At 42.5% G+C, this 15806-nt stretch carries 17 protein-coding genes and 1 pseudogene; 6 read left to right on the forward strand and 12 right to left on the reverse strand.

Translation table 11 applies throughout. From position 1 onward, the window contains the following. The coding region (locus GPK60_RS08230) for a transposase (RefSeq protein WP_215658814.1) at window positions 1-221 on the reverse strand (221 nt) is incomplete at its 3' end. 84 nt (window positions 222-305) lie between these two features. Beyond that, window positions 306-1682, reverse strand: a complete 1377-nt coding sequence (locus tag GPK60_RS08235) for a glycoside hydrolase family 3 C-terminal domain-containing protein (RefSeq protein ID WP_215659275.1) — start codon at window positions 1680-1682, stop codon at window positions 306-308. 259 nt (window positions 1683-1941) lie between these two features. Between GPK60_RS08235 and bilR the strand changes: the two genes are divergently transcribed. Next, a complete protein-coding gene (gene bilR, locus GPK60_RS08240) occupies window positions 1942-3051 on the forward strand; it encodes a bilirubin reductase (RefSeq protein ID WP_215659277.1) in 1110 nt (369 codons plus the stop codon). Between the two features lie 108 nt (window positions 3052-3159). Here the strand turns inward: bilR and GPK60_RS15665 are convergent, their stop codons facing one another. Then, window positions 3160-3546: a hypothetical protein gene (locus GPK60_RS15665; RefSeq protein ID WP_346727741.1), complete on the reverse strand. Its 387-nt coding sequence runs from the start codon at window positions 3544-3546 to the stop codon at window positions 3160-3162. Window positions 3547-3588: 42 nt separating this feature from the next. Further along, on the reverse strand, window positions 3589-3864 hold the full coding sequence (locus GPK60_RS15670) for an N-acetylmuramoyl-L-alanine amidase (RefSeq protein ID WP_346727746.1): 276 nt from the start codon (window positions 3862-3864) through the stop codon (window positions 3589-3591). Window positions 3865-4167: 303 nt separating this feature from the next. Between GPK60_RS15670 and GPK60_RS08250 the strand changes: the two genes are divergently transcribed. The 3 genes and pseudogenes from GPK60_RS08250 to GPK60_RS08260 form a co-directional block, all read left to right on the forward strand. Next, entirely contained in the window at window positions 4168-4290 is a 123-nt protein-coding gene (locus GPK60_RS08250; RefSeq protein WP_215659279.1) for a spore coat associated protein CotJA, read from the forward strand. Then, complete coding sequence (locus tag GPK60_RS08255) at window positions 4287-4676, forward strand: spore coat protein CotJB (protein ID WP_346727742.1); 390 nt, start codon at window positions 4287-4289, stop codon at window positions 4674-4676. Before GPK60_RS08250 ends, GPK60_RS08255 begins: the two co-directional genes overlap by 4 nt. A 1-nt stretch (window position 4677) precedes the next feature. Continuing rightward, window positions 4678-5085: pseudogene (locus tag GPK60_RS08260) on the forward strand (manganese catalase family protein); the annotation flags it as partial. A gap of 83 nt (window positions 5086-5168) precedes the next feature. Here GPK60_RS08260 and GPK60_RS08265 read toward each other — a convergent pair. From GPK60_RS08265 to GPK60_RS08295, 7 genes are all read right to left on the reverse strand, one after another. Further along, window positions 5169-6647: a recombinase family protein gene (locus GPK60_RS08265; RefSeq protein WP_346727748.1), complete on the reverse strand. Its 1479-nt coding sequence runs from the start codon at window positions 6645-6647 to the stop codon at window positions 5169-5171. A 123-nt stretch (window positions 6648-6770) separates the two neighbouring features. Beyond that, entirely contained in the window at window positions 6771-7133 is a 363-nt protein-coding gene (locus tag GPK60_RS08270; protein WP_055145343.1) for a hypothetical protein, read from the reverse strand. A 42-nt stretch (window positions 7134-7175) separates the two neighbouring features. Beyond that, window positions 7176-9680 carry an ABC transporter permease gene (locus tag GPK60_RS08275; RefSeq protein WP_055145341.1) on the reverse strand — a complete coding sequence of 835 codons (2505 nt, stop codon included), beginning with the start codon at window positions 9678-9680 and terminating at the stop codon, window positions 7176-7178. Further along, window positions 9680-10360, reverse strand: a complete 681-nt coding sequence (locus GPK60_RS08280) for an ABC transporter ATP-binding protein (RefSeq protein ID WP_055145338.1) — start codon at window positions 10358-10360, stop codon at window positions 9680-9682. Before GPK60_RS08280 ends, GPK60_RS08275 begins: the two co-directional genes overlap by 1 nt. A 100-nt stretch (window positions 10361-10460) precedes the next feature. After that, window positions 10461-11468, reverse strand: coding sequence for a HAMP domain-containing sensor histidine kinase (locus GPK60_RS08285; RefSeq protein ID WP_055145335.1), 1008 nt, complete (start codon window positions 11466-11468; stop codon window positions 10461-10463). Between the two features lies 1 nt (window position 11469). Further along, window positions 11470-12138 (reverse strand): response regulator transcription factor, encoded by a 669-nt coding sequence (locus GPK60_RS08290; RefSeq protein ID WP_055145332.1) that lies wholly within the window; start codon window positions 12136-12138, stop codon window positions 11470-11472. Continuing rightward, window positions 12135-12347: a helix-turn-helix domain-containing protein gene (locus tag GPK60_RS08295; protein WP_055145329.1), complete on the reverse strand. Its 213-nt coding sequence runs from the start codon at window positions 12345-12347 to the stop codon at window positions 12135-12137. Before GPK60_RS08295 ends, GPK60_RS08290 begins: the two co-directional genes overlap by 4 nt. Before the next feature lie 401 nt (window positions 12348-12748). Between GPK60_RS08295 and GPK60_RS08300 the strand changes: the two genes are divergently transcribed. Next, window positions 12749-13309, forward strand: coding sequence for a sigma-70 family RNA polymerase sigma factor (locus tag GPK60_RS08300; RefSeq protein WP_055145326.1), 561 nt, complete (start codon window positions 12749-12751; stop codon window positions 13307-13309). Then, a complete protein-coding gene (locus tag GPK60_RS08305) occupies window positions 13306-13974 on the forward strand; it encodes a hypothetical protein (RefSeq protein ID WP_055145323.1) in 669 nt (222 codons plus the stop codon). The genes GPK60_RS08300 and GPK60_RS08305 overlap by 4 nt, the downstream gene beginning before the upstream one ends. 133 nt (window positions 13975-14107) lie before the next feature. On the opposite strand, the gene mobQ is transcribed toward GPK60_RS08305, so the two are convergent. After that, window positions 14108-15805, reverse strand: a complete 1698-nt coding sequence (gene mobQ / locus GPK60_RS08310) for a MobQ family relaxase (protein WP_055145320.1) — start codon at window positions 15803-15805, stop codon at window positions 14108-14110. Window position 15806: the final 1 nt, after the last annotated feature.

Consider the following 15806-nt stretch of genomic DNA (forward strand, 5'->3'; position numbering starts at 1 on the left):
TCTTCAATCCATTTACGAAAGCGACTGTAAACGGTTTCCCATGGTCCATAACGTTCCGGAAGGTCACGCCAGGGTGCACCACTGCGTGCAATCCAAACCATTCCATTTAAGATTGTGCGATTACACTTTCGTGGACGTCCCCGCTTGCCTGTATTTTCCGGGGGAAGTAGATTCACAATGCGGTTCCATTCATCATCGTTCAACTCATATCGCCTTAACATAATAACCCCCCTTTTTCTTTATTTTAACATGAAAAAGGACATTAAAATATATGTTTTGTGCAATATTTAATTTTCAAACACGCTCTAATTGGAAAGCTGTTCTGTGATCGTATCTTCATTCAGGTTGATCACGCCTGCCACATGGGTATTTCTGGAGCTGTTTCCGGCACGTACGATGTAATCGCCGTCTTCCAGAACATAAGCTGCTTTTGTTTCATCATAAGAAGACATCTCATCGGTATTGAAGGTTACGGTGACGATCTGGCTTTCGCCCGGTGCCAGCATGTCGGTCTTGCCGTACGCTGCCAGTTCCTGATATGGTTTTTCCAGTTCGCCGTCCGGAGCGGAGAAGTAAACTTCTACGACTTCTTTGCCGGAGTAGGTATCACCGGTATTTTTCACCTGAACACCAACGGTTACGGTGTCTGCATCTGCGGAAAATCCGACGATTTTCTGGTCAAAGGTTGTGTAAGAAAGTCCATAACCGAATTCGTAAGCCGGATCTACGTTAACGGTATCGAAGTAGCGGTAACCTACATAAATATCATCGTAATAATATTCATCGTATTCTGTTCTGCTGTCTACGATATTCTCGCCCAGTGTCGCACTTGACGGAAAATCCATGTAATCTACCGGCCAGGTATCAACCAGCTTACCGGAAGGATTCTTCTCACCATCCAGGATCTGTGCCAGTGCTGTTCCTCCGTACATACCACACTGTCCCATCAGAAGCACTGCATCGATGCCATCGGCGTATTTTGCGTTGATCTCATCAACAAATTTCGTGTCCATAACGTTCGCCGTATTGAGGATGACAACAACTTTTCCATAATAATGAGCCAGTTCTTCGATGTTCTGTCGTTCGATATCACTCAGATAATAGTCGCCGTCTCTTTCTTTTACGTTCTGCCTGTCAGCACCTTCACCGGAGATACGTGACACAACATAAAAGGCACAGTCAATATCCTGCTGTGAACGAAATTCCGCATCTTCGATCAGTTTTTCTTTGATCTTGTAATTATAGCTGAACCAGGATCTTGTCGCTTCCACATACTCGGTAGACTCTTTCAATGTTCCAGCCATAGCTTTTGCCCAGTCTTCCATGTACGGTTCCCAGTAATCTTTGTTTTCAATGTTATAAACCTCACCCAATCCATCGTAAACATTGACTACATTTCTCTGATTTACATCACTGGAACCGGTTCCTCCTTTGATCGTTGCCAGTGCTCCGCCTCCGTAAACAACGACTTTCGCACCTTTCTTTACCGGAAGTGTTCCATTGTTTTCCAGCAGTACCATTCCTTCTCCTGCTGCCTCCAGCGAAATCGCTGCGGATGCTTTCTCACGGTCGCTCACTTCGTCTGATGTCGTCCATGCATATACAGAAGCTGCATTTCCAAGGATCATGGAACCGACCAGAGCTGCCGACAGGGCTGTTTTTGCCAATTTCTTTTTTCCCATTCTTTGTTCTCCTTTTTTTTCCCTGAGTTCTCCGTTACCTTGCAGTGTATCTCACTGCCTGTGAGTATATTATAGAAAAAAGAAAGGAGTCTGACTGCTATTATTCGATCAAATGCTGTACTTTTTCGATCATTTTCTGAAAAAACAGGCCATTTTTGTCTTTCATTTCATATTCACAGGCATTTAAAAAGTTTGAGATATTCTTCTTGACAAATGCATACCTGTGAACTATACTTTCCTATCAAAAGGAGTGAAAAAAATGTATCAGACAATCAACAGTCCTGTCAATTATGGTGGTTTAGAGCTGAAAAATCGCATCATCTTCGCACCTACAACATTCGGTCTGTCTGACGAAGAATATTTTGAAAAGATTCGAAAAATCGCTGCCGGTGGCTGTGCCATGATCATTGTCGGTGATGTACCCGTAGGAAAAAGTACTTTTGAAAAATCTCTTTTTGACAAAAAAGGCTTTGCCTATTATCAGAAGCTTGCCCGGATTGTTCATCAGGAAAACTGCTGCATCTGTGCCCAGCTTCATCAGTCCGACTCCAATATGCTCGCCATGTTGAAATACGTCCCTGGCGTTCTGTCTAAAAAAATCACAATGCAGCAATTACGTACACTTTTAAATAATGAAGTTTCTCCTTATATCACAAAAATGTCCCAGCACAAAATACATAAAATCATACGGGGATTTGGAGAAGCTGCTGTATTGGCAGTAAAAGCCGGTTTTGATATGGTTCAGGTTCACGGAGACCGTATGTGCGGCAGTTTCAGCTCCGTCATCTTTAATCATCGCACGGATAAATACGGCGGCAATGCCAGGAATCGTGCACGTTTTGCCACAGAAGCTGTTCAGGCCATACGCAAACGTTTGCCGGATCTTCCGATCGATTATAAACTGGCTGTCCGTCAGGAAAATCCGCACTATGGAAATGCCGGTGTGCTTGAATCTGAGCTTGGAATCTTTATTCCTTTGCTGGAAGACGCCGGTGTAACCAGTTTTCATGTCACTCTTGCAAATCATTCCAGTCTGGAAGATACCATTCCGCCGGCAAATCATCCATATTTTAAAGAACAGGGATGCTTCCTGAAATTTTGCGATGAAGTCCGGAACTATACAGATAAGCCAATCACCGGTGTTGGCGGTCTGAACCAGCCTGATTTTATAGAAGAACAGCTTGCAAACGGCCGTATCACCTGTGCCGCCATGAGCCGTCAGCTGCTTGCTGACTCTGAATGGCCAGATAAAGTAAAAAATAGACAGATCACAGAAATTCATCGCTGTGTTCGTTGCAATAAAAAATGTCTCGGAGGCTTACAGCAGCATCAGGGCACACATTGTATCTACGAGAAAAATTTAAGTTAACAAAAAATTTCACAGCAGCAAGTCTGTGGCAATTATGGGGTTGTCAAAAAAGGCAGCCCCCTCTATTTATGATATCAGTTCTTCACCAAATCTCTGAACATGTGTGATTTATACTCTCTTCACTTTCTTAAGGTAAATCCATCCTGCCCCGCTTTTCAGCTTTCCAAATCCATTTTTTTCTTCCGTAATCTCAAAAGTCCCACCTGAAATCCGCTTTACACTGCGACAGGTTTTGGCCGGTCCTTTTCTGACCGGAATGCTGCCGGTTTTTACCTGTACTCTATATGGTAATTTTACAGATACGTAAACTTTTTTCCCTGAAGTATTGTATACACGATACCCGACATACTGATCCGCATTTTTCTCCGAAATTCCTTTCTGAAAGGTTTCCCAGGTATTTTTTCCTTCAGTATATACATAAGGGTTTGGACAGATTTTTCCGGTCACATCATAATGACGTATCACATGATCTGCCGAGACATGATATTTTTTCATCAGATACCGGACCAGCTCAATGGTTGACTGCACCGTCTTATTTTAAAAATACCAGTCCCGGTCGGTCGCTCCAAGTGTTTGTGTTCCCCTTTTTCGCACGCACATTTCAATCCCGATACTGTTGGCACTTCTGCATTCCGGATGTTTATAGCTGCTCGCCCCGCAATGCCAGGCAATGTTCTGGTCTTCCACACACTGCCAGATCTCACTGTCAATCCCGACAAAATAATGTGCCGATGATCCACGATCCCGCCGCCATAATAAATGCAGTTCTCCTTTGCCCCTCCCAGTGCACCAACATAGTGAATAACAATATATTTAATCCTGGAACTGTTCCCTGGAGTATAATTATATTTTGAGATCATGCGATTGATTTTCTTAATTTTCCGCAACTCGGGTAGTATTTAACCAAATCAAGGAATTCCCATGCTTCAATTGCGAAAAGCAATAAGATATCCTATATTACAGAACAGTTAAAAAACTGCAAGGAACTATTTATAGCATTTTTCATAAACTTATATTGAACTGATTATTTAATAGGAGGAAAAACAGTTGCAGTATCAAAATTTTTGCTGTCAGAAATCAGAAAAAGAATCTTGCCTGGAACAGTATCCACTTGCTATGGCATATGTTCCATGGCAAAAATTTGATAAATCGTTTTCTTTATGTCATGCTTTAAAGGCAGGTACCATATTTCCATGTCTTGAAAAACCATTTTGCGGAAAAGGAGGCAGATGTCAATGAATAGCTGCAATCATTACAGAATGAACAATTCCTGTATGCGAAATACAAACAACCGACAACCGATGCCTAATCGGCAGCAGATGGATATGCAGCCGGACAAAAATACGGAATGCGGAAGAAGACGGCAGCCGGACAAAAAAAGTTTACTGAATGAAATCAATGAATGTAGTTTTGCTGTCAATGATATGCTCCTTTATCTAGATACCCATCCGTGTGATGAAGCAGCCCTTTCCTATTTTATGGAACACAAAAATCGTCGAATTGCCACATTGAAAGAATATGCAAAGTATTATGGACCGCTTACCATTGATACCGCAGACGATGAGGCAAGTGAAAGCTTTTTATGGGTAGAAACACCTTGGCCATGGGAAGGAGGCGGCTGCTGATATGTGGAATTATGAAAAAAGATTACAGTATCCGGTTAATATTAAAAACCCGAATGGAAAAATCGCCCAGATTATCATGAGTCAGTACGGAGGTCCAGATGGCGAGATTAGTGCTTCTATGCGTTATCTGTCCCAGCGTTTTACCATGCCGAATCGAAAAATCATGGGAATCTTAAATGATATCGGAACGGAAGAACTGGCACATTTGGAAATGGTATCAACGATCGTCCATCAGCTTACACGCGGTCTTTCGGTAGAAGAAATCGAAAAATCCGGGCTGGCACCGTATTATGTGGATCATACGGTAGGAATCTGGCCACAGGCCGCCGGCGGTATTCCATTTAATGCATGTGAATTTCAGTCAAAAGGGGATGCGATGACCGATTTGTACGAAGATATGGCCGCTGAGGGTGCGATTGTATAAAGACAACATTGAGGTTTTAAAAGAAAGTTCCCGATAATCTGGCATACTAGCTGCCAGATATGAGAACCCTAGAAATTCCAATGTATTTCAATAGGTACTTCCTTAGTTACAGGGTCTTTTTTGCCAACCAATACATAATCAATCAGCTTTTCAACCGTTTCCCTGTCTAAGTGTTCAAGATTTGTATATTGCTCGATTAACTGTCGTCTGTTGTCGCCAATCAGCATTTTTCTTTCAATAACATCAAGCTGTTTCTGCGTATCAATCACCAGTTTTTCGAGCCTTTCTTTTTGTGTTGAGAAGTCTTTGGATAAATCCAAGTAATCAAGTTCGGAAAGAATACCCTTTACCTTATCTAAATATAATTCTCGGATTCCTTTTGTATATTCCGCAATCTTTTTTTGATAAGCAGCAATCTCCGTTTCCAGAGCTTCTTTTTGACCTCGCAAGTCATTGTTGAATTGCACATTTTGTTCAAGCTCATCTTTGTCAAGATATTCTGCGGATAACTTATTAAGTTCATCAATCACAGCTTTTTCTAATTTGTCTACTGAAATGAAAGAACCTATACAAGCGTCCTTTGCTACATGGCGGTTAGAACATTGTAAATAATGCTTACCATGATTCTTTGACGAACGCATTGTATAACCACAATTCATACAGCGAGCTTTTCTGGCAAATAAACCGATTGTGCCAACTGTGAAAGGTTTTGCCTTTTGAGCTACCAATGCTTGAACCCTATCCCATAACTCACGGTCAATAATCGGCTCATGTGTACCCTCAACTCTGTACCACTCGTCTTTGGGTCTGGGTTTGTTTTGCTTTGTCTTATAAGAAACGCTGCCATATTTCCCTTGAACCATATTCCCGATATAGATTTCATTCACCAACATATCTGATATGGCAAAATATTTCCATAGGGTACTGTTTTTCGTTTTAGGCTGCTTGTAACGCAAACCATGAAGTCGTTTGTATTCCGTAGGGTTTGGTATTCCTCTGTCATTCAGCATACGGGCAATGGCGGTCTTTCCATATCCCTGTGAAAACAGTGTAAAAACTTCTCTGACAACTTCCGCAGCTTCTTCATCAATAATCAAATGCCCTTTTACGTCAGGGTCTTTTTTGTAACCATACAGAGCAAAAGCACCGATATGGTGTCCGTTCTTTCTTCTGTCAGTGAGAACGCTTTTAATGTTCTCTGACATATCCTCCAAGTACCACTCATTCACCAGACCGTTAATCTGTCTTGATTTCTTATTTCCTTTATTAGCGGTATCTGCATTATCAACAATGCTGATGAAGCGAATACCCCAAATAGGAAAAAGACCGTGGATATATTTTTCCACTAATTCTAGTTCTCTGGTAAATCTGGATTGTGTCTTACAAAGGACAATATCAAATTTACGATTCTTTGCGTCCTCCAACAACCTGTTAAATTCTGGTCGTCGTCTGTCAGAACCAGTGTAATCATCATCACTGTATATGTTGTAGACTTCCCAACCATGCTCTAATGAGTATTGAAGTAACATTGACTTTTGAGATGGAATTTGTCAAGGGGCTTTTCTGCAAAACACAATGTTTCTGAAAATAGCGTTCAAAATATATGCAGAGCCGTTAGTCCGCAAAGGATGCGAATTATCGGCTCAATGGTTTTCTTTTATTTGTAATCATTACTTTTCCAATTCCAGATATTCTTGTCCCATGAAGAAGATTTTCAATTCGTTTTGATCTACTTCTATCTCAAATTCTACACTACTATTTCCCTGTGTAACACAGATTATATCCGAGTAAGAAAAACTATAATATGCGTCACCGCAGGATAGACCCGAATCGGGCATATCTTTACTCACAGCAAGTTCCCCGTTTTCTTGAAAGGTAAATATCTCCTCAGCATTTGCATCCTTCCATGTGCCAATAATATCTTTTTCGTTCTGAATGCGATTTACTTTACCAACACATACAATGGCAAGTATAACTGCACCAACAGTCAAAGCAATGCCTGCAACTCTCTTTACCAGTTTCTTTTTACGCAATTTCTATTACCTCTGTTTCAGTTGCTTTGTTAGATTGAATGATTACATATTGCTCAATTTCAGTTCCTCTACAATTTCCACCTTTGATACGCTTCTAACAGCAAACAGCATAGCGATACATACCATAGCGCCGACAGCCATAACTGCAAGAGCATAAATACCGCCGTTCATATAAAAAGCAAATGGTGTCATACCCGACGATATGAAGTAGTAGATAGCACAATGAATCAAAAAGCTCACAGGCAACGCAAGAACCAATGCTTTTACGCCGTACAAAACAGCTTCGAGCAATAGCGTACATTTTAATCCTTTGGCAGTCATACCAACAGAACGCAGAACAGCAAATTCGCTTCTTCTCAAATGAATCGTATTCGAGATAGTGTTACAAACATTCAAGCTGATAATAACCGTCATCAGGATCGAGAACAGGCAGATTACCAGTTTTGCAATCGTATATACCTGTCTGGAATTATTCGTTGCGGCTGCAATGTCCACAGTTTGCGGAAATCCTCTGTCAGCCAGACATTCCATTGCTTCTTTATGCTGTGCTGTCTGTATTCTCATTTCCACATAGGCGTTATCATCTATCAGCAAGTTAAAATAACTTAAAGGCACGATGAGGACAGCTCGATCTCTCACAAACATGGATTGGATATTTGCATTTTCTTCTGAAACGATTTCTTCCACGATAATCGGCAAGGCATCCTCGGATGCCCCCAGCGGAATGATTTCTGTTCCCGGTTCAATAAGAAACGGTGAGCCTGCAATTACCCGATTTTGTGCCGAATTATAGTATCCCATAGTCTGATTGAGCAAAATTCCATGATTGAAATTTGTCACATCCAGACTGAATCCATTTTCATCGCAAAAAGAGACAAAATGTTCTTCGTCCAATCCTACGACATATACCTCTGCTTTCGTACCATTGATAAAATATCCTTGCATATCAGGATTGATTTGTTCCTGCGAAAATTCAGCGGTCATATATCGCTGAAAAGAATAGGAAACATCCGCAGTGATATTTTCATCCGATAATGCCCCGATTGCGACAGGAATATCTTTGTATTGAATCATCGAAATCACATCAGTATAACAGGAACCGTCCTCCTTCATATCCAAGGATGTCTGATAAAGCATAAAATCAGAGAAACTATATAAGGAAAGGGCAATTACCACCGACAAGAAAATAGAGCCGGTAATCGCTCGGAAGCGTTTTGGATTACGCTTAATATTTTTTGCTGCTAACGAACCATAAATGCCAAAAACCAAAGAAACGATTTTTCCGTCACGGAATTTCTTTCTTGATACCGCATTGTTAGACTGGCGGATCGCTTCAATAACTGTAATTTTAGCTGCTTGCTTCACAGGCTTTCTACTTCCGAAGTACAAAGAAGCAATGCCGGATAATCCGCTGACGAGCAGGATCAATCCGTTTACCTTCAAGGACAGTTCTACGATGCCAAAAGTGAATGTTTCTCCAAAAGCTGCCCTGACCACACTTAATAACAGAGCAGATAGCAGGATACCAACAACCAATCCAAAGGGTATGCTCACCACTCCCAAAAGGAAGGCTTCTAAATATACGCTAAGGCGTTTTTGCCCTTTTGTGGCTCCAATACTGGATAGCATTCCCATCTGCTTAATTCGTTCCTGTAAGGAAATGGAGAGGGCGTTGCTGATCATTGAAGCAGATGCAGCCATCAAAAGACAAACGACCATGACCACCAAAGCAATCAGTTTTGCAGCTCCTTTACCCCCGGTAATTCCATGATAGACTAACAATTCCGAATGAAACTTTGCTACATGACTGTCTACTGCCGCAGCCACTTCTTCGGCTTCTGTATAGATCGAATTGGATAAATTCTTTGCCTTGACATACGCAGCAAAATCGGATGCCGTTTTGTCAACACCTGCAAAGGCATTATAGTTTGCTGCGATTTTTGAGTCATTCACATCTGACAGAATACCAACAACTACATACGCTTTCTCTTTTGTTGGAACGAAGCTTTCTTCTTCGCCCCTATAATTTGTCAGCCCGGAAAGCTGGGCATTATATTCATCCCAAATTCTTGAACCAAGAGTTAAAGAAATCGTATCTCCAATCTCTGTATTCATGTTGTTTTTCTTCAAAAAAGATTCTGAAATAACAATCTCATTTTCATCTTGCGGGAAACGCCCTGCAAGCAAATACTGATTTAACGAAAATCTTTGGGTAAAGTTCTCGTCAATCTCGCCAACGGAGAGCATTGTACTGTTGGATTTCTCCCCGTAAAAACTGTTTCCGGCAAAGCGGAGAAGCGAAACTTCGCCTACATTGTTTTGACTATATAGCTCTTGAACCTGCTCCCAAGTCAAATCCTCCATGTAGTAGTCATAATCGCCACCATACACTTTTTCTTTCTCTTTCAAAAAATCAACCAACGACCATCCCCCACAGAGAATAGCGGTTATCATACTGATTGACAAAAGAATGGTTAAAAGTGTGAGTAGGGTACGCTTTTTATTCGACAACAGATTCCTGAGTGTAAGCATGAAAATCATATTCATCAGCGTATCACCTCATCCCTCACAAGTCTGCCATCCTGAATTTCCAGAATACGGTCTGCCTGCATTGCGATTTCACGGTCATGGGTAATCAGGATCATTGTCTGGCGATAGACTTCATTGGATTCACGCAGAAGTTTCATAATATCCCTTGTGTTCTCCGTGTCCAGATTTCCCGTTGGCTCATCCGCAAGGATAATCGCAGGTGCGTTAATCAACGCTCGTCCGATTGCCACTCTTTGTTGTTGACCGCCGGATAACTGACTTGGCAGGTGCTTTCTACGCTTTACCAGTTTGAGTGTGGATAGCAGTTCTTTCAAACGCTCCTGATTGATTTTACGCCCATCCAATCGAATCGGCAGCGTGATATTTTCCTCGACAGTCAAAACCGGGATCAGATTATAAAACTGATAGACAAGCCCAACCTGCCTTCTTCTGAATACAGCCAATTCATCTTCATTTTGCTCATAAACATCCTGTCCATCCACAAATACTTTTCCCGAAGTCGGTCTGTCAACACCACCTAAAATGTGCAACAGGGTAGACTTGCCAGACCCAGATGCTCCAATGATTGCAACAAACTCTCCTTTATCGACGGAAAAAGAAACATCTGACAAAGCATGGACAGGAGCATTGTCCATTTCATAGGTTTTGCAGATATTCTCTACTCTTAATATCTCCATAAAAAGTTCCTCCATATATTTTTGCAATTCAGTATAGCAAAGCCAAGTGACTGCTTCATTACTTTTTCATTACAAAAATGTCACTTAAAAAGGGGCTGCATTAAGCAGTCCCCCGATAAAAGCAGATTTCAAATTTTGCACCGCCTGACTCCCGATTTTTCGCTTGGATGACACCACCCTGATTGACAATGATCGTCTTTGCCAGAGCCAACCCCAAACCGGCATTACCGATTGTAGAGCCACTTCCTTGATAAAATCGGTCAAATAAATGGGGGATGTCTTTTTCCTGAAAACCTGTTCCGCTATCCTCTATAATGATCTGTGTCAAAAGAGGTCTTTCTATTGCCTTGATTTCGATAGTGCTGCCCTCTGGTGAATGTTCGATACAGTTTTTGATTACATTCCCCAAGGCTTCAGCAGTCCAATCAGTATCAAGAGATAGTTTTAATTCTGCCGGAATCACTTGCGTGATTGTCTGCATTTTTAATTCTGCCGCAATCTCCAGAGGACGAATTGCTTTTTCTACCACATCTTTTAAGTATACCGCCTGTGGCTTTAGAGTAATCGTTCCTGCATCCAGCTTGGATATTTTCAGAAGTGTGGCTATCAGCCACTCCATTCTTGATAAGAGCATAGTCTGTTCGCGGATCAGCTCATACCTTTCTTCGTCAGTCAGTTCCTCATTACACAGAGAAGCATTTAAGATATTCAGCGATGTCAAAGGTGTTTTTAATTGATGTGAAATATCGGCTAAAGCATTTGCCAAATTACCTTTCTCCATTTTCAGAGCTTCTGCCTGTTCAATAAGCCGTCTTGTCATCTTGGATATTTCATCATGTAAAACAGATAACTCACCTTCTTGAAACTGCCCAAAAGAAATTTTTTCATCTCCATGTAACAGCCTATCAATATGCAAACTAAAATCAGCAATTTTCTTGTATCTCTGATATGTGAAAAAGAGGGAAACTGCACTGGATGAAATGATAGCCGACAGAACAATCCACACAGCTTTGCTATCAACGATAATGCCAATGCCGCCCCAAAATAGAATAAGAATACTGCTGACAACAATTTGCCTTTTAACTTCTTTATTTCTGATAAAGTCCATATCAACCCACCTTATAGCCAAGCCCACGAACGGTAATTATGATTTCCGGCTCCTGCGGATTGGTTTCAATTTTGTCACGTAGCCTTTTCATATAGACAGTCAATGTATTATCATTGATAAACTCCCCAGTAGTGTCCCATAAAAGCTCCAACAATCTTCTGCGAGAAAGGACAATACCTTTGTTACGCAAAAAGACTAACAGCAACTTATATTCCATAGCAGACAACAAAATCTCTTTCCCATTCTTTGATACGGTTGCTTGATTTGTGTCCACAACTAAGTCGAGGTAACTGATAATGTTTTGTGTGTTCTTAGTTCTCCTTAATACGCTGTTGATCCTTGAAAGCAGTTCTCTTGGTCTGAACGGTTTGCTGATATAATCGTCAGCCCCCATATCTAACCCAGCCACAACACTATATTCATCATCAGAAGCCGTTAAGAAAATAACTGGCATAGTTCCTCTTTCTTTAATTGCAGAACAAACAGAAAAACCATTTCCGTTTGATAATTGAATGTCCACCAAGGCTATATCGTATTGGTCGCTATCCAATTTTTCTATTGCTTCTTTTTGACCGGGAGCATTTTCGATTTTGAACCCTTCATTTCCTAAATAGTCTGATAATGAGGATACGATACTTTGGTCATCCTCCACTAATAACAATTTACTCATCGTGTGTTCTCCTTGTTGTCAGCTATAAATTCATTTTTATTTTGTTTATATCTTCCATCAGCCGGCTTTTGGGCATCTTGGGGAATTAGCCATGCACGAGGTAGCCGAACAATTCCATCAATGCGATTCTCCTCACACAGCTTTTGAACACGACGCACCGATATTCCCCAAAGTTTAGCCGCATCCTGTACTGTCATGTATTCAAACATAGTTTACCTCCGCATCAAATAGTTATATATATTATATACGCACAAACGAACAATATCAATGGGCTGTTTGTAAACACTTAAACACTAACTGTGTACGAATTAACTCGGCGCTAACAATTTCCGTCATCCTGTTTCGGATATTATTTATTTTTCCACCCAACCCATTCTGTCCGGGCAGCTACCTTTAATTTTTTGTTACGCCTCCTCTGCTGCGAGCAACTCTACCAAAACCGAAGGACCATATTTTCAGACTGCCGAGCGACCTCGACTGGTGCCAAACGATTTTGCTGAGGCGATAGAAAATAGAATTGCAATGTACTATAATAAAGGTGTGAAATTTTCCCTCGCTTCTGTAAGATTGTCCGCCAGATCCATAGTACATAGGTGAGGAGGTGGATACCTTGTTAGAGGATGTGAAGATCATTGAACTGTTCTTTGCTCGTACTGAGCAGGCAATAGCTGAACTTGCTGCAAAATACGGTTCAACTTGCAAAAGAATTGCAAACAACATTTTGAAATGCGAACCCGACGCAGAAGAATGTGTAAATGATACATACCTTGCTGCGTGGAATGCAATTCCTCCAGAAAGACCTGACCCACTCAGAACCTATATTTTTCGTATTACCCGCAATATCGCTACCGCAAAATACCACGCAAATACTGCACTAAAGCGAAACAGTTACTATGATGTTGCACTTGATGAGTTGGAAGAGTGCCTAACTTCTGCATCTACTATTGAACAGGAAGTGGATGCAAAGGAGCTGTCACAGGAAATTGATCGTTTCCTTGACAGCTTGGATCAGGAAAGCAGGGTTATGTTTGTAGCAAGGTATTGGTACTCAGATAGCATTACAGAAATTGCAAAGAGGCTTCGTACAACAAATAACAATGTGTCTGTTCGCCTTTCCCGAATCAGAAGCAAACTTAAAAATCATTTACAGAAAGCGGGGTATGATTTATGACACGAAAGAACATCTCTGACGCCGTTGGTGGCATTGGTAGCCGTCATATCGAAGAAACGGCGAGTTATCAGGCAAAGAAACAAAAAAGCATTTGGCTGAAATTTGGGGCAATTGCTGCGTGTCTCTGTCTAATCGTGGTGGGAGTGTTTAGTATGGGATTATTCGGCAAAAGTACAGAAACAGCTACATTAGGTGATGGAACTACCATATCTTTCACTAAAGCAGATACGGTAGCCTCTGCTCTGAGTTTGAACTTGCAAGCACGAGCATTGACCAAAGATGAGGTTCAGACTATTTTCGGTGATCTTCCGATTTCCGGAGATGCCCTCTTTACCTTGGACGATGTAGCATTTGTTGGCTTTGATGGTCATTACAGCGATATGAAATTTGTTGTTTCGCTGTCTGGGAACAATCTTATGGATACTACCGTAATTGGCAAGGGAAATGTATCTATGGTTGGAGATACGCCAGTTAAAGCTGGCTACTTCGTTACAAATGCAAACAGCGAAGGAATTAAGACTGTGATCTATTACGCCTATATCACATTTGATAACTATTCCATCTATATCGAAAATGCAGGCGGAGAAAGTGAAAGAGAGGCTGTTCGAGCGGAACTGATGGCAGCACTTGATAAGTTGTTGGAAAACTCTTTTGATTTTAAGTGATAGAATTCGATTAAATATTGCAAGCACCGGTATGGAAAACCCATACCGGTGCTTATTTTACGCTTGACGTATAGGGATTATCTCCATCCCCCTATGTCACAGACTTCACCTGAAGTTTCAACCTCCAGCACTTTTAACGTTCCATATCTCTGTTTTTCATCTTACGCTCAAGCCGCTCCGATCGCCGCCTTTGCCGCAGTTCTCGATCCATTGTCTTTTCCTGTGCATATTCGTCAAGATAGCCAGACACATCCCGTAGGCCACTCTCCATCAACCACCAACTGAACTTGTCGCCATAAGCCGCTTCAATGCGTTGGGCTGCTGCTTTCTCTCTGTCAGGTCGAAGTGCCTTCCGCTCCAGATAAAGCTGCAAGGAATCAAAGCCGGAAGCTTGCTCTTTCAGCTCGGCATACTCAGACAATGCAGCCTCCAGCTCTCCGGCATACTTATTCTCCTGCGCCTCAAGCCGTTTGAGATTATCTTCATAGCGGTCAATCTGGCGCTGGAAGATATCGCTTGTGGCGTCCTCTGGGTATTCCAGAGAATGAAGCAGCATAGCCTTTTCGCTTTTTAGCTCCTCTAACTTTTCCGTCAACTCGGCTATTTTGGAGGCAAGCTCACGGTGCCTGACAAAGTGGATCGCAGGAAGGGATTTCTTTTCAGCCAGTAGGGACTTCCGTTCTTTGGTTGTTTCCTTTATCTGCTGCACAAGGGAGCGGTACTGTGCCAGATTTGGCTTCAGAATATTCAAGGCACCGGTCATCTGTTTCTTGCTGCTGCGGATATGCCCTAACTGATAGCAGAAGATCAGCATATTTTCCCGCAGCTTTTCCAACGCTTCTGCAATAGCGGGCAGCGTGTTCTTCACCGCCTCCGTAATTTTCTTGAACTGCGCCTTCAGTTCCCGCAGGAGCCTGTTGTCCGCCTTGATCTGACGGTTGAGTTCGCACCTGTCGGACACGATACCTTTCTGTTCCAAAGCACGGGCAATCACGCCCTCGTGGATGGTGGGCTGCTCGTCAATGCCTCGCTCGACAAAGCTGCGGTGGTCGATGCGCTCCTCATGACCGTATCGCTCCAAATATTTGTTTGTCACATCTGCCCATGCTTTGCGCCAGATAAGGAGCTGTTCCTCGCTGTTCCAGCGTTCAGAAATGGGATTCTGTCTCCCGTATTTGGTGCTTTTGGGATACTTGCTGGCACGCTCATATCCATGTTCCTCAGCTGCGGATGGTGTCATATACACTTTCTTCCTGCCTACCTTGTACTGGTACTGTTTCTCCCATCCGTCAGCCTGTGCAGCCTTAAACTCGGCAGCGGTAAAGCCCCGTTCCTCACCGTCACGGCTGCAGAGATATTCCTTCTCCGTTTTGTATTGCCATTTGCCGCTTTCATCAAGCGGGCGCACCGTCAAGAGAATGTGGGCATGTGGATTATGACCCGGTGGATCAGGATCGTGGATTGCCAGATCGGCGCACATCCCGTCTGCGACAAATTGGTTTTGTACGAAGTCCGTCAACAGCGTCTGCCATTGCTCTAGGGACAACTCTATGGGCAGGGCTACCACAAACTCACGGGCTAAGCGGCTGTCCTTGGTTTTCTCGTTTTCCTCCACGGCGTTCCAGAGAACCTCTCGGTCTTGCCATGCGGGTGGGGCCATGTCCGGCAGGAATACCTCCTGCCACACAAGCCCCTGCTTTCGGGTGTAATCGTGCTGTACTCCGTCATAGTCATTGAGGATGTGGGAGCAGCTGAGATAAGCGGAGGCTGCACAGGCGGAGCGTCCGGCTCCCCGGCTGACCACCTTTGCCTCCAAGTGGTAAATTGCCATT

This window comes from Ruminococcus sp. MCC718 (assembly GCF_018783905.1).
Lineage (GTDB): Bacteria > Bacillota > Clostridia > Lachnospirales > Lachnospiraceae > Hominisplanchenecus > Hominisplanchenecus faecis.

Bases quoted from the DNA above. Each gene is read 5' to 3' on its own strand.
- GPK60_RS08235 (WP_215659275.1), bottom strand. From the start codon at position 1,682: ATGGGAAAAAAGAAATTGGCAAAAACAGCCCTGTCGGCAGCTCTGGTC.
- GPK60_RS08275 (WP_055145341.1), bottom strand. From the start codon at position 9,680: ATGAATATGATTTTCATGCTTACACTCAGGAATCTGTTGTCGAATAAA.
- GPK60_RS08255 (WP_346727742.1), top strand. From the start codon at position 4,287: ATGAATAGCTGCAATCATTACAGAATGAACAATTCCTGTATGCGAAAT.
- GPK60_RS15665 (WP_346727741.1), bottom strand. From the start codon at position 3,546: ATGAAAAAATATCATGTCTCGGCAGATCATGTGATACGTCATTATGAT.
- mobQ (WP_055145320.1), bottom strand. From the start codon at position 15,805: ATGGCAATTTACCACTTGGAGGCAAAGGTGGTCAGCCGGGGAGCCGGA.
- bilR (WP_215659277.1), top strand. From the start codon at position 1,942: ATGTATCAGACAATCAACAGTCCTGTCAATTATGGTGGTTTAGAGCTG.
- GPK60_RS08290 (WP_055145332.1), bottom strand. From the start codon at position 12,138: ATGAGTAAATTGTTATTAGTGGAGGATGACCAAAGTATCGTATCCTCA.
- GPK60_RS08280 (WP_055145338.1), bottom strand. From the start codon at position 10,360: ATGGAGATATTAAGAGTAGAGAATATCTGCAAAACCTATGAAATGGAC.
- GPK60_RS08285 (WP_055145335.1), bottom strand. From the start codon at position 11,468: ATGGACTTTATCAGAAATAAAGAAGTTAAAAGGCAAATTGTTGTCAGC.
- GPK60_RS08250 (WP_215659279.1), top strand. From the start codon at position 4,168: ATGGCATATGTTCCATGGCAAAAATTTGATAAATCGTTTTCTTTATGT.
- GPK60_RS08295 (WP_055145329.1), bottom strand. From the start codon at position 12,347: ATGTTTGAATACATGACAGTACAGGATGCGGCTAAACTTTGGGGAATA.
- GPK60_RS08305 (WP_055145323.1), top strand. From the start codon at position 13,306: ATGACACGAAAGAACATCTCTGACGCCGTTGGTGGCATTGGTAGCCGT.